Source organism: Pseudomonas sp. B35(2017) (assembly GCF_002113645.1).
GTDB classification, from domain to species: domain Bacteria; phylum Pseudomonadota; class Gammaproteobacteria; order Pseudomonadales; family Pseudomonadaceae; genus Aquipseudomonas; species Aquipseudomonas ekonensis.
Window position 1 is genome coordinate 631,474 of sequence record NZ_NEIZ01000002.1, and the last position, 13,789, is coordinate 645,262.

The following is a 13,789-nucleotide window of genomic DNA, read 5'->3' on the forward strand; positions in this document are numbered from 1 at the left end:
TTCATTTGATCAGTGCCTCGACAGTCTCCGGCCAATTGATGCCCAGGCTGTTCCACAGCGTCTGTGCCCCTTCCCCGTACTGTCGGGTCCTGGCCCTGTTCTCGTAAGCGGCGTTCATCGCTTGCGCCAGGCTCTCCGCCGACGGCTCTGCCCGCCATCCGGTTTCGCCGGGCACCACCAGGCCGAGGATCCCGCCGCTGTCGGTGGTCGTGATCAATGCCTTGCGGGCGGTCGCCGCTTCCATGCTGACGTAACCCAACGAGTCTTCGTCGAACGGAATGTAGGCAACGGCCAGCGCACGGTTGACGTAGTCCACGTAGGTCGCGCGAGGCAGGAAGCGCAGGTCGAGCCTGACGCGGTCCTGCAGCCCGAACTGCTCGATGATCGCATGCAGTTGCTGTGTGTCGGCAGGCGTTTCGGGCGGGCCGGCAATGATCATTTTCACGCGCCGGTCGGCTTTGGCCAGGGCTTGCAGCAGCAGGTACTGGCGTTTCATGCCGTTGACCCGGCCGCCCGCAAAAATGTAGCCGTCGTCTTCGCCGCCGGTGAAGGCTTCCGGGTCGTTGACGGGCGGAAGCAGCACTTTGGAGTCGAAGCCGTTGTACTTGAGCAGGCGCTGTCGGGTGACTTCCGAGTTGGTGTAGATGTGCCGGCTCTGCGCGAAGGTCTCGTTGTCGGCATGGGCGATGGCTTTGCGGATGTCCGCTCCGGTTTCGCCCGGGGGCAGGTTGGTCTGGCCCGCATCGTACAGGTCATAGGCTTGCCGGTACTGGTGCAGCAGCCACAGCGATTTGCGGTGGTGGCGCACCAGGTACGCCGGAAACTTCAGGGCGATGACATGATCGGTATTGGCGATCTCCAGCGTCCGCGCCAACAGCATCTGCGACGGGATGCGGGTGGCCGGCTCCCATTGGAAGGGGATCCGCAGGATTTCCGCGTCATGCCCGGCGACGGTCAGGTTCTTCTGCAGATTGACGGCCAGCTCTTCCGCGCCCCCCCAGATGAAGGGCGCCATGTTGTTCACGATCAATACTTTCATGCCAGAAGACGCTCCAGAACCTGTGTCCAGGAGATCTTCAGGTCGACCAGCCGCTGACTGGCATTCCTGCCCATGGTTTGGGTCACGTTCTTGTCCCGGTAGAGTTTGTCCATGGCGTCGGCCAGGGATTCGGGGGTCGGTTCGGCGACGTAGCCGTTGTGCCCGTCCTGGACCAGCTCCAGCACGCCGCCGGAGTCCGAGGTCGTGAGGATCGGCTTCTGCGCGTGGCTGGCTTCCAGGCTGGGGTATCCGTAGGAGTCTTCGTCCAGCGGCAGATAGGCGGCGGCCAGGCACTGCGACAGATGCTCCACCTTCTCCTCCTCGCTGATCCAGCGGTCTTCCAGCGTGACCCGGTCCGCGACGTTGCAGGTCTCGATCGCCTGCCGGAGGGCGTTGCCGTAGTCCGGGCTCGCGCCCGTTCCCAGGATGCGCAGGCGAACCGGCGTGGTGGTGTAGCTCAACGCCTCGATGAGCAGGTGCTGGCGCTTGTAGTGCTCCAGGCGGCAGATGTAGACGATCTCGTCGTTGTACCCGGCGCAGAAAAAGCGCTCCGGCTGAAAGACCGGCGGATACAGGACTTCGCTGTCGATGCCGTTGTAGGTCTTGAGGCGTTGGGAGACGACTTTCGAGTTGCTGAACACGGTCTTCGCTTCACCCATCGCCAGGGTGTCCACCTCCATCAGGGATTGGCGGATCGCCCGGTTCTCGGCGTTGTCGGGAAAGTCCCGGTACGGGGTGTCCCACAGGTCGTAGAAGGTGCGGATGTGGTGAATGAACCACAGAATCTTGTGCGGGTGCGGTATCAGGTGCGCCTGAGGGCGGAAGCAGATGACCCGGTCCGCCGCCTGCAGGTCCACCCAGCGCAACGCCATCATCTGCTGGAACAGGATGTCGGGCGGAGCGTCGTACTCCGGAAGGTACACGACCTCCACCTGATGTCCGGCTTCGATCAGGGTCGAAGCCAGCCAGTCGACGATGTTTCTTCCGCCGCCCTTGATGAAAGGGACGAATGAAGAGCAAAGGGCGATTTTCATCAGGCCGCCAAGACCTCACGCAAGCTGGCCGCGATCCTGATGATGTCTTCGCGGGTCAGGTCCTGGTGGGTCGGCAGGTTGATGCCGCGGCCGGACCACAGGTCCGCCACCGGATAGATGCCGTCTTCCTTGTAGGGCGGCAGGACGTGCATCGGGTAGAACACCGGCCGGGTCTCGATGCCCATCGCGTCCAGCTTCTGCATGACGGCGTCGCGTTTGTGCTCGTCGCCGTCAGCCAGGAAGATGTTGTACATCCAGAACACCTGCTTGGCCCAGGCCGCCTCGGTAGGCAGGACGATCTTGTCCTTGAGGTCGGCCAGCGCCTCGTCGTACCAGTTGGCGATCTGTTCGCGGTCTGCCAGCGAGGTGGCGATGCCTTCCATCTGGGCCAGGCCGATGGCGGCCTGGATGTTGGTCATGCGGTAGTTGTAGCCGATCACCGGGAACCAGTAGCGACGGTTCGGATCCATGCCCTGGCCGCGGAACAGGCGCAGCTTGGCGGCCAGCGCATCGTCGTTGGTGGTGACCATGCCGCCTTCGCCGGTGGTCACGATCTTGTTGCCGAAGAAGCTGAAGGTCGCGCACGTGCCGAGACTGCCGACCTTGCTGCCCTTGACCTCGGCGCCGTGGGCTTCGGCGGCGTCTTCGACGACCCACAGGTTGTGTTTGCGGGCGATGTCGTTGATCACGTCCATCTGCGCCGGATGGCCGTAGAGGTGCACCGGGATGATGCCCTTGGTCTTGGAGGTGATCTTGCTTTCGATGGTCTGTGGATCGATGTTCATCGTATCGGCGCACACATCCACCAGCACCGGGGTGGCGCCGCAGTAGCGGACGGCGTTCGCGGTCGCGATGTATGTCACGGTCGGAATGATGACTTCGTCGCCGGGCTGCAGGTCGAGCACGACCAGCGCCAGGTGCAGGGCGGTGGTGCCGTTGTTGGTCGCGATCGCGTGCTTGACCCCGCAGAAGGCCGCAAAGCTTTCTTCGAAGGCGGTGATGTACTTGCCGTTGGAGGAAATCCAGTTGGTGTCCAGGCAATCGAGTACGTACTTGCGCTCGTTTCCGGCAAGCTTCGGTTGTGCAACGGAAATACGTTTCATGTCTCTTCCTTCAAAATTTGTTTAAAGCTTTGGCCGGCACGCCCACAACCGTGACTGCCGAACCGACATTGGAAATGACGACGCTGCCGGCGCCTACCATGGAAGACTCGCCGATGCGAATCTCCGGAATGATCTTGCTGCCTACGCCGACGAAACTGAGGTCGCCGACCTGGACGTTGCCCGCCAGTGCGCACTGGGGGGCGATGTGGACGGCCTGGCCCAGGACGCAGTCATGGTCGATGGTGGCGCCGGTGTTGACGATGCAGAGGTCGGCTATCGTCGCCTCGGCATTGATCACGGCGCCCGCCATCACGGCGACCCCTGCGCCAAGCCGGGCCGAGGGCGAAACGGTGGCGGCCGGGCTGACGGCGTTGACCAGCGTGAAGCCCAGGGCGGTGGCCTTGGCGGCGAGCTTGTTTCGGACGGCGTTTGCGCCGATGGCGACGAACACCCGCCGATAGCCTTCATTGAAGAGCGCGGACAGGTGGTCGTCACTTTTCAGCACGGGGATGCCCACGCAGGTGTCCGGGCTGTCCGGATTGCCGACGCAGCAGGCGACGGTGTCGCCCTGGGCCTGCAGCAGTTCGATGCAGACCTTGGCATGCCCGCCGGCGCCTATGACGATGACTTCGGTCTTCATGCTTGCGTCCTTGCGGCTTGCATTGATTCGGGGGAGGTGAAAAGCAGGTTGACGGACTCGGCCTGGGACAGCCGTTCGGCCGACCAGTCTTCGAGATCGCCGGTTTGGTCGTTGACGACGTTGAAGGCAAGCCCCAGGGCGGTGAAATGTCGCAGCCAGTCTTCGAGCGCGATCGAGTTCCGTTTCAGGTGGGACAGGCCAAGCTCGACGATGATGAACATGTGCGGGTTGGTCGAAAGCAGACGTTTTGCGCCTTTGACGATATCGATCTCGGCCCCTTCCGCATCGAGCTTCAGCAGCCGCGCGGTCTGGGATTCGGGCAGGAACTCATCCAGGGTGGTCGTTGAGATGTCGACCGATGCCGCAGACGAGAACGACGGGGTCTCGAGTTCGTAGAGCGAGTGGTGGCCGCTGGTGGCACCCAGGTGCAGCTTGTGGGTGCCCGTGGTGTCCGACAGGGCGTAGTGGGAAACTTCGCTGATCTCGGAGAAGCCGTTGAGCCACAGGTTCCTTTCGAGCATTTTGCGGGTGGGTTCGAACGGCTCGAAGGCGATGACCTTGCCGCGTCCCGCCATCGCCCGGGCCGCCGCGATCGAATGCATGCCGATATTGGCGCCGACATCGATGTAGGTGTCGCCCGGGCGGACGAGCCGTTCAATGAGCTTTCGGGTTCCGGGCTCCAGCTCCCCGGCTTCCATCAGGTTGGCCAGAAGGGCATGGTCCTTGGCGCCGCACAGGACATAGCCGACAGCCGACTTCACCAGGGTCTCGTCGGATCCGGAGTTGATGGCGACGCGGTTGACGTCGATGAGCGAGTAGTGCTCGATGCGGTCCAGCTGCGGTCCGGCCTTCTCCAGGGGGAGCTGCTCGGCAATGAGTTTGCGAGAGAGCGAGGTCTGAACATTGGCCGCATTCGCCAGGCGTTGGAGCTCCTGCATGATTTGCCGGGTCTGTTCTTGCTGATGTTCCTGCAGCCTGGCGAACTGCTGCTGCATTTCCTCGCGCAGGGCGCTGGTGAAATAGCTGCGTACACGAAAGAGCACCGGACGCGCGAAAGGCTTGGTCGCGCGATAGGCGCTGCGGGCCAGTCGTCGAAGCACTCGTTTGATCTGGTGTCGTAACATCGTGCTGATCCTCGTTCGGGCGCCGCCGGCGACATCGCCCACGCTGTGGACGGCTGCCTCGGCGATGTCGGCCGGTGCGGCTGCGACAGGCTGGACGACTGCAGCGATCCGCATGCGCCTGGACGCCGAAGTGAATGCCATTGCGATGTCAACGCCGTTGCGCTTGATGCTGTTCACTGGCTTCAGCCTCCGAAGTACGCAGCGGTGACGGTCGCCGGGTCGCCGTCCATCTTGATCTTGCCGTGCTCCAGCCACAGCACCCGGTTGCAGGTGTGCATGACCAGTTCGCGCGAGTGGCTGGCGATCACCAGGATGTTGGTCGACTTCACCAGTTCGTTCATGCGGATTTCGGCCTTGTGCTTGAAGCCTTCGTCGCCGACCGACAGCCATTCGTCCATCAGCAGGATTTCCGGCTTGATCGTGGTCGACACCGCGAACGCCAGCCGCAGGTGCATGCCCGAAGAATAGGTGCGGATCGGCATGTCGACGAAGTCGCCCAGCTCGGAGAACTCGATGATCTCGTCGAGCTTTTCGGTGATCTGCGCCTTGGTCATGCCGAGGATGGCGCCGCGCAGGTAGATGTTTTCCCGGCCGGTGGCTTCCGGGTCGGTGCCCAGGGAAATGTCGATCAGGGAGCCGATCTCGCCGTCGATCCGGGCGGTGCCGGAGGACGGTTCGTAGACGCTGCTGAGCAGGCGCAGCAGGGTACTCTTGCCGGCGCCGTTGTGGCCGAGCAGGCCGACCCGGTCGCCGTCGCGCAAGGTGAACGTGAGGCCTTCGAGGGCCCGGACGATGACGCGGCCCTGCTGGTCGGCGCCGAGTTGCCCGCCGGTGGCCACCTGGATCAGGCGTTTCTTCAGGGAACGGCCGTTGGCGTTGTAGATCGGGAAATCCACGCTGACGTTATTGAATTCGATCAAGGACATTGGGAGTTCTTCTCAGAGCCAGTAAGCGATGCGGCGCTTGTAGCGGCCATACACCATGAGGGCGACGATCCAGCCGATCACGGCCATGCTCACGGAGAACCACCAGTTGGTGGCGGTCGGCATCTGTCCGATCAGCGGGGAGCGGACCACGGAGATGACGTGGTAGACCGGGTTCAGGTCGAGCAGGTAAAGCCCGGCGCGCTGCGGCAGCAGGCTCGGCATCCACATGATCGGGGTGAGGTAGAACACCACTTGCAGCAGGCTGCCGACGATCTGCGGCAGGTCGCGGTAGCGGGCGCAGAGGATGCCCAGCAGCAAGGCGATCCAGGTCAGGTTGACCAATGCGAGGATGAAGCCCGGAATGCTGATCAGGGCGAGCCAGGTCAACGGCTTGCCGACGGCCAGCAGCACGAGCGGGAAAATGACGATGTTGTGCCCCAGGATCAGGATGTTGCGCCAGATCATGCGCAGGATGTGGGTGAACAGGGGAATGGGCAGTTGCTTGATGATGCCCTCGGCGGCGATGAAGCCGGTGCAGCCTTCGGTGACCACGGTCGACATGAAGCTCCAGAGGATCATGCCGATGGCCAGGAACGGAAGGAACTCCTGCATCGGGGAATTGAAGATCTGGCCGAACACCACGCCGATGGTGCCGATCATCACGCCCATGCTGATGGTCAGCCAGAAGGGGCCGAGCGCGGACCTCCTGTAGCGCTGTCGCACGTCTTGCCAGCCTAGCGTCCCTACCAAAGCGTACCGCCTTGTCGCGGCGATGATGTCCGACACGGCGATACTTACTGAACCATTGCGCATTAAGAGCACCAGATTATTGATCAAAAAAACACGCCATTTTAGGCTGGGGGGCGGGGAGTGTCACCTTTTCTACATCTTTTCTTTACAGTCGGCGGGGCAAGATCGGGGCCTTCGGTCGGAAACCCTCAAGTGATTGAATTTTCAAGGTAACGCCCGGCAGGCGAGAAAACCGAACGGACGCCTTGTGCAGCATCGGGCAATGGTTTCTCCGGCGGCGACGGGAAAGGACCTGACACGTATTGTCGGTCGGTTGGGTATCGTCGTTCCGGGCCGCATTCTGTATGATCTGCAAGAATTTGCGGCTCTGCCGACCGGAGCCCAATGGCGCACACGACACAACAGAGCCTGCTGACTAGGCGCTCAAATGGAGTTTAGAGGATTCGCATGAAAGCTATCGTTACCGGCATTACTGGGCAAGACGGCGCCTACCTGGCGGAACTGCTGCTGGAAAAGGGCTACACGGTGTATGGCACCTACCGCCGGACCAGTTCTGTCAACTTCTGGCGCATCGAGGAGCTTGGCATCGACAAGCACCCTGAGCTGCATCTGGTCGAGTACGACCTGACCGACCTGTCGGCCAGCATCCGTCTGCTCCAGACCACCGGCGCGACCGAGGTCTACAACCTCGCGGCCCAGAGTTTCGTAGGCGTGTCCTTTGACCAGCCCCTGACCACCGGCGACATCACCGGCATGGGCTGCGTGAACCTCCTGGAAGCCATCCGGATCGTCAACCCGAAAGTGCGCTTCTACCAGGCGTCGACCTCCGAGATGTTCGGCAAGGTCCAGGCGATCCCGCAGATCGAAAGCACGCCTTTCTATCCGCGCAGCCCGTACGGTGTGGCCAAGCTGTACGCCCACTGGATGACCATCAACTACCGCGAGTCCTACGGCATCTTCGCCACCAGCGGCATCCTGTTCAACCACGAGTCGCCGCTGCGCGGCCGTGAGTTCGTGACCCGCAAGATCACCGACTCCGTGGCCAAGATCAAGCTGGGCCTGCTGGACAAGCTGGAGCTGGGCAACCTCGACGCCAAGCGCGACTGGGGCTTCGCCAAGGAATACGTGGAAGGCATGTGGCGCATGCTGCAGGCCGACGAGCCGGACACCTTCGTGCTGGCCACCAACCGCACTGAAACCGTGCGCGACTTCGTCACCATGGCGTTCAAGGCCGTCGGCATCGACCTGGCCTGGAGCGGTTCGGCCGAAGACGAGCAGGGCACCGACGCCGCGACCGGCAAGGTGCTGGTGAGCATCAATCCTAAGTACTACCGTCCGGCGGAAGTCGAGCTGCTGATCGGCAACCCGGCCAAGGCCAAGGCCACCCTGGGCTGGGAACCGAAGACCACCCTGGAAGAGCTGTGCCGCATGATGGTCGAGGCTGACCTGCGTCGAAATGAGAAAGGATTTTCCTTCTGATGAGTATTGCCGGTAAACGAGCGCTGATTACAGGAGTTCAAGGTTTCACCGGGCGTTACATGGCCGCCGAGCTCAAGGCCGGCGGCTATGAAGTGTTCGGGCTGGGTACCCAGCCCTCCGACGAGCCCGGGTACTTTCAAGCCGATCTGGCGGATGGCTCCGCACTGCGCGAGTTGCTGGCAACCATTCAACCGGATGTCGTGATCCATCTGGCGGCGCTGGCCTTCGTCGGGCATGGCGCCGCCGACACGTTCTATCGGGTCAACCTGATCGGAACCCGTCACCTGCTGGAAGCGATCGCGGCCTGCGGCAAGGTGCCTGACTGCGTGCTGCTGGCCAGCAGCGCGAACGTCTACGGCAATGCCTCCACCGGCTTGCTCAGTGAAGCGACGCTTCCGGCGCCGGCCAACGATTACGCGGTCAGCAAGCTGGCGATGGAGTACATGGCCCGCCTCTGGTTCGACCGTCTTCCGATCGTGATTGCCCGGCCGTTCAACTACACGGGCGTCGGTCAGGCCGACAGTTTCCTGTTGCCCAAGATCGTCGCGCATTTCCGTCGGCGCGCCGACAAGATCGAACTGGGCAACCTCGACGTCTCCCGGGACTTCAGCGATGTCCGCGCGGTGGTCAAGGCCTACCGCGGCTTGATCGAAGCCAGGCCGTTGGGGCAGACCGTCAACGTCAGTTCGGGCAAGAGCCATTCCCTTCGCGAAGTCATCGATATGTGTTCGGCCTTCACCGGCCACAGCATCGAAGTCGAAGTGAATCCGGCCTTCGTCCGGGCCAATGAGGTGAAGATCCTGTGCGGCGACAACACCCGGCTCCGTGAACTGGTGAGGGGGTGGGAGACGCCGGCGCTGGATGAAACGTTGAGCTGGATGCTTTCGGCGGACTAAATGAAGCTAATCCTGTCTGTTGAGCCGATCCGCTTTCCGCTGACCGGCATCGGTCGCTATACCTACGAACTTGCGCTGAGGCTTCGGCAGAGTTCAGACATTTCAGACCTGCAGTTCTTTGCCGGTCGACGCTTTTTGCCAGAACTGCCCACGGCCGCCGACGAGTCCGGCAGCGGTTATGGCCTGAAGCGTGCGGTGCAGAAAAACTTCCTCGCCGTCGAGGCCTACCGGCTGCTGATGCCGATGCTGCGCAAGGCAGCGCTCAAGGGCCACGGCGATTTCCTGTACCACAGCCCCAATTACTATCTGCCGCCCTTCGCCGGGCGCAGCGTGGCGACGTTCCACGACCTGTCGCCCTTCACCTGGGCCCATTGCCACGCCCCGCAACTGGTGCGCTACCTGCAGAAAGAGCTGAAGGCTACGTTGACCAGGGCCGATGCGCTGATCACCGATTCGGAATTCACCCGCCGGGAGCTGGCCGAGTACTTTAACTGGCCCATCGAACGGATCCACACCGTGCCGCTGGCCAGTTCCCCTGAGTTCTACCCGAGGCCGCTTGCCGAGCTTGAGCCGGCACTGGCCCGTTACGGCCTCAAGGCGAACGGTTACTCGCTGTTCGTCGGCACCATCGAACCGCGCAAGAACATCGAAACGCTGCTGGACGCCTACAGCCGGCTGCCGGTGGATGTGCGCACGCGTTGGCCGCTGATCCTCACGGGCTACCACGGCTGGCGCAGCGATGTGATTCACCAGAAGCTGGAAACCGCTCGGCGCGAAGGCTGGGCCCATTACCTCGGATTCGTGCCGAGCGAGGTTCTTCCCCTGCTGTTCGCCGGCGCGCGTCTGTTCGCTTTCCCGTCGCACTATGAAGGGTTCGGCTTGCCGGTGCTCGAAGCCATGAGTTCCGGCGTGCCGGTGGTGTGCTCCAACAGTTCTTCGCTGCCGGAAGTGGCCGGCGACGCGGCGTTGATGTGCGCACCGATGGACATCGACGAGTTGACCCGGCTGCTGGAGCGGGGCCTGGTCGACGAAGCCTGGCGAGACATCGCGGTGGTCAAAGGCATGCAGCACGCGCAAGGGTTTTCCTGGGAGCGCTGCGCCCGGGAAACCCAACAGGTCTATCGAAGGGTCGTCGACGGAAAATGATCAAGGTTCTGCACTTCTTCAAGACCTACTACCCGGAAACGATGGGCGGGATCGAACAGGTCATTTTCCAGATCGCCCAGGGCGGCGCCGGCCACGGCTTTTCCTCCGAGGTGCTTTACCTGAGCGAGCGGGGGGCCGCCCGTGGCGAAACGGTGGGCAATCACATCACCCACCGTTCGAAACTGGACCTGCACGTCGCGTCCACCGGGTTCTCGCTGTCGGCCTTCAAGGACTTTTCGCAGCTGGCGAAAAAGGCCGACGTGGTGCACTACCACTTTCCGTGGCCCTTCATGGACCTGGTGCATTTCGCGACCCGCCACGGCAAGCCGGCGGTGGTCAGCTACCACTCCGACATCGTCAAGCAGAAGACCCTGCTCAAGCTCTACCAGCCGCTGATGAACCGCTTCCTGTCCAGCGTCGACAGCATCGTCGCCTCTTCGCCGAACTATGCGCAGAGCAGCCCGGTGCTGTCCCGCTTCCGTGACAAGGTCGAAATCATTCCCTACGGGCTGGACCGGGCCACCTATCCGGCCGTTCCCGAGGCGAAGCTCGCCGAGTGGCGGCGAATGGTCGGCGAGAAGTTCTTTCTCTTTGTGGGGGCGTTGCGCTACTACAAAGGCCTGGACTACTTGCTGGAGGCGGCCAGGATCACCGGCTTGCCGGTGGTGATCCTCGGCGGCGGCCATGAGGAGGCCGAGCTGAAGGCGCAGGCGCAGCGCCTCGGGCTTTCCAATGTGCGCTTCCTGGGAGGGCTGGGCGACGAGGACAAGGCGGCGCTGCTCACGCTTTGCCACGCGTTCGTCTTCCCTTCGCACCTGCGTTCGGAGTCCTTCGGCATTTCCCTGCTGGAGGCTGCCATGTACGGCAAGCCGCTCATTTCGTGCGAAATGGGTTCCGGCACCACATTCATCAACATCGCCGGCGAAACGGGTTTGGTGGTGCCTCCACGCGACGCTCAGTCGCTGGCGGCGGCGATGAACACCCTGTGGCAGGACACCGAGTTGGCCGAAGGCATGGGCAGGCGCGCAATGCACCGCTACGAGTCCGTCTTTTCGGCCGACACGATGGTCGCCGCCTACGCGGCGCTCTATCGCAAGGTTTGCGAACGATAGCGCCGGCCCGGCCGCCGGTTGAACCGAAGGCGGCCAGGACAGCCACACCGCTGCGGCGGAACAGTACCTCCCGACCCACGCCCGACAGACGGGGCCGTCTACATCTCGGTCATACAGAAAATGTGCAATGACGAAGGTTGCCTCATGCGGGAGTCGGCATCGAGCGGTGATGCCTTCTATCTCGACATCGTTCATCTGACCCCTCGGGGGGGCGGACTTCGTCGTGAGATCCATTGCGCGGGAATTGGGTGTCGAGGAGCGCTAGCTGCGCTGCGGGGATTGCCGACTGAAGCGCGCTGGCGGGCTTCGGTCGACAGGATCCGGCGTTGGCCGGCCGGCACGCGTTTCAGCGGCCGGCGGGCAGGTTCCGTGGGGGTATCAGGGCTGCCGGGCGATATGGATGCCTTCGAGCCTTGCGGCAAGGCCGTAGTAGCTGTCGTCGGTCGGTGAGTCGAACTCCAGGAGGTTGTCGCCGTCTTTGAGCGCTCCCTGTGCGATCGTGGCCGAGAACGTGCCGTCCGCACTCCACTGCAGCGCCAGCGGCTGACCGTTGAGCGTAATCTTCATGCTGCTCCGGTCGGTTTTTCCGGCGAAGATCGTGAATCGGCCCTTGAGTTCGTAGGTGCGCTGGCCTTTGGGCTTGAACGGGAAGATGAGGCTTGAGTAGCGCTCGCTTTTCCAGGCCAATGCTTGGTGATGAAAGCTGTTGACTTCCCATTCCCCTTGGCGCCAGCCAGCGCCGTGGGTCGGTATCTCCATGCTCCACCATTTGCCGAACGTCCAGTCGTACCGGTCGGTCGTGACGGTGTCCTTGAAGCGGATGAAGCGTGTCTTCGCATTCAGTGAGTCGATAAGGCTTTCGTAGCGCTTTTCGGCTACGCCTTTGGGGACTGTCCGGATGTCCTGGGGCGTCTCGTCGGTCTTGCCGATCTCCACAGTGACGATCGATGCTTTCGGTATCACCAGGCTTGCAGGCTGGAGGCTGGTGGGGAAGCCCGGTCCGCTGACCGGGGTCGGATACTCGAATGTCCAGTCCTGTGCGCCTTCAACGCATCGCCCTTTGCGGCCCAGTTCGTCCGAACGCTGCCAATACTTGCTCGGCAGGTGGCAGACCTGGACGTTCGAAATCGGTTTGTCGTACAGGAACGACAACGCCCCCGTCAGGCTTGCATTGATGAACATCCAATTGTGGTTCAGCCGATTGCCGTGATCGAGGATCAGCAACGTCTTGTTTTCGGAGTTCCCGTCAAACTGACGGGTGATGTCGCTCAGTACGGCCGTCTGCGTCCGGGATATCTCGATGTAGTGATGGAACTGATAGAGCTGAAACGAAATGCCCGTGATGAAGAAAAAGCCGATGGCCGCACGGGTCAGCGCTTTGGAGAGGCTGAACCCGCCGTTCAGTATCGCCGCCAGCAGCAAGGCCGCGCCTGGTGTCGCGAACAGAAAAGTCCTCTGGCTGATCGCAAGGTGGGAATAGGAGGTCAGGAAAGGGAAGTAGCCGAGCAGGATCAGTGTCAGGCCGGTGAGGCCGAGTCTGATGTTGAAGGCCAGGGCGGACGTGTTCCGGGTGCCGGCCGTGTTTGCGTTGTCCTTTCGCAGGAGCGCCATGATGGCCACGGACAAGACAGCGCTCGCCGCGACGACGTACCCGTAGTTGGCGAACTCTTCGGCAGTGATCCTCAGGGCGTCGAACCACCCGCCCAGCGTGCTGCGCAGCAGACCGACGCTGAACAGTTTCGGATAGGTGAGCTTGAGCGTCGAGAGCAGGTCGGTGCCGACGACGCCGGCCTGATAGCTCTTGACCGCGGCGGATGTGCGCAGGGCGTAGATCACATAGGCAGCGGGGCCGGCGACCCAGATCGCGTGCTCCGCCAGCTTCGGCCTGATCTGGCGCAGCGTCGTCACCAGGCCGTCCCGGGCAAAGAGCATCAGGGCCGGGATGCAGGCGAGCAGCAGCGAGGCCTCGTACATGAAGCACGCGGAGGCGAACAAGGCGCTGGCCAGGGCGCTGAACAGGCAGGCGCGGAGCTTGTGCTTGAGCGACAGTGCATGCAGGAAAATGGCGCTGCCCAGCAAGGCCAGGCTGAGGGCCCAGTTGACGTGCACGCCCCTGAAGGAGAGCTGCATCGTGTCGGCCGGGTAGATGATGACCAGCACACAGGCAATGACGCCCAGCTTCAGGCTGCCCGTCAGCTTCTCCATCAGGTAGCTGACGGAGGCGCCCTTGATCACCAGCGCGAGCATCAGCAGGACATGCCAGTAGAAGAAGGAGTTGCTGTCCAGCCAAAAGGCCAGGGCGTGGGGAAAGATCGTCAGCGGCCTCAAGGCGTGCGGCGCGAGCGGGCTGGAGGTGTCGGCGAAAAAGAAGACGCCATGTTTGATGAACAGGCCCAGGACGTCCCACTCTTCGATCAGTCCGGTCAGCGCGAAGCCGAACGGCAGCCACAGGATCAACACCACCAGCGCCGCAGGGACGATGTGCGCAAGCCAGCGCCTTGAGGCGGGTTGGGGGGGCGATGCGGTGAGAGGGGCAGGGG

At 62.6% G+C, this 13,789-nt stretch carries 12 protein-coding genes; 4 read left to right on the top strand and 8 right to left on the bottom strand.

Annotation, left to right across the window (positions count from 1 at the left end; translation table 11 throughout):
* Position 1 precedes the first annotated feature (1 nt).
* The 7 genes from CAG41_RS06470 to CAG41_RS06500 are packed head-to-tail and all read right to left on the bottom strand — an operon-like array spanning position 2 to position 6,679.
* A complete protein-coding gene (locus CAG41_RS06470) occupies positions 2 to 1,039 on the bottom strand; it encodes a glycosyltransferase family 4 protein (protein ID WP_085578035.1) in 1,038 nt (345 codons plus the stop codon).
* On the bottom strand, positions 1,036 to 2,073 hold the full coding sequence (locus CAG41_RS06475) for a glycosyltransferase family 4 protein (RefSeq protein WP_085578034.1): 1,038 nt from the start codon (positions 2,071 to 2,073) through the stop codon (positions 1,036 to 1,038). Before CAG41_RS06475 ends, CAG41_RS06470 begins: the two co-directional genes overlap by 4 nt.
* Entirely contained in the window at positions 2,073 to 3,176 is a 1,104-nt protein-coding gene (locus CAG41_RS06480; RefSeq protein ID WP_085578033.1) for a DegT/DnrJ/EryC1/StrS aminotransferase family protein, read from the bottom strand. Before CAG41_RS06480 ends, CAG41_RS06475 begins: the two co-directional genes overlap by 1 nt.
* Positions 3,177 to 3,186: 10 nt before the next feature.
* Positions 3,187 to 3,816, bottom strand: a complete 630-nt coding sequence (locus CAG41_RS06485) for an acetyltransferase (protein ID WP_085578032.1) — start codon at positions 3,814 to 3,816, stop codon at positions 3,187 to 3,189.
* Positions 3,813 to 5,117 carry an FkbM family methyltransferase gene (locus CAG41_RS06490; protein ID WP_085578031.1) on the bottom strand — a complete coding sequence of 435 codons (1,305 nt, stop codon included), beginning with the start codon at positions 5,115 to 5,117 and terminating at the stop codon, positions 3,813 to 3,815. Before CAG41_RS06490 ends, CAG41_RS06485 begins: the two co-directional genes overlap by 4 nt.
* Before the next feature lie 5 nt (positions 5,118 to 5,122).
* Complete coding sequence (locus CAG41_RS06495) at positions 5,123 to 5,866, bottom strand: ABC transporter ATP-binding protein (RefSeq protein ID WP_085578030.1); 744 nt, start codon at positions 5,864 to 5,866, stop codon at positions 5,123 to 5,125.
* Between the two features lie 12 nt (positions 5,867 to 5,878).
* Positions 5,879 to 6,679: an ABC transporter permease gene (locus CAG41_RS06500; RefSeq protein ID WP_085578029.1), complete on the bottom strand. Its 801-nt coding sequence runs from the start codon at positions 6,677 to 6,679 to the stop codon at positions 5,879 to 5,881.
* A gap of 384 nt (positions 6,680 to 7,063) precedes the next feature.
* Between CAG41_RS06500 and gmd the strand changes: the two genes are divergently transcribed.
* From gmd to CAG41_RS06520, 4 genes are read left to right on the top strand one after another with little or no spacing between them, the layout of a single operon-like run.
* A complete protein-coding gene (gmd, locus tag CAG41_RS06505) occupies positions 7,064 to 8,095 on the top strand; it encodes a GDP-mannose 4,6-dehydratase (protein WP_085578028.1) in 1,032 nt (343 codons plus the stop codon).
* Positions 8,095 to 8,991 carry a GDP-mannose 4,6-dehydratase gene (locus tag CAG41_RS06510; RefSeq protein ID WP_085706794.1) on the top strand — a complete coding sequence of 299 codons (897 nt, stop codon included), beginning with the start codon at positions 8,095 to 8,097 and terminating at the stop codon, positions 8,989 to 8,991. The genes gmd and CAG41_RS06510 overlap by 1 nt, the downstream gene beginning before the upstream one ends.
* Positions 8,992 to 10,137 (top strand): glycosyltransferase family 1 protein, encoded by a 1,146-nt coding sequence (locus tag CAG41_RS06515; RefSeq protein WP_085706795.1) that lies wholly within the window; start codon positions 8,992 to 8,994, stop codon positions 10,135 to 10,137.
* The gene (locus tag CAG41_RS06520; RefSeq protein WP_085578025.1) at positions 10,134 to 11,249 is read left to right on the top strand and encodes a glycosyltransferase family 4 protein; all 1,116 of its coding nucleotides are present in this window, start codon (positions 10,134 to 10,136) and stop codon (positions 11,247 to 11,249) included. Before CAG41_RS06515 ends, CAG41_RS06520 begins: the two co-directional genes overlap by 4 nt.
* A gap of 378 nt (positions 11,250 to 11,627) precedes the next feature.
* Here CAG41_RS06520 and CAG41_RS28550 read toward each other — a convergent pair.
* Positions 11,628 to 13,789, bottom strand: a 2,162-nt coding sequence (locus CAG41_RS28550) for a hypothetical protein (protein ID WP_170930265.1), incomplete at its 5' end; no start/stop codon positions are given.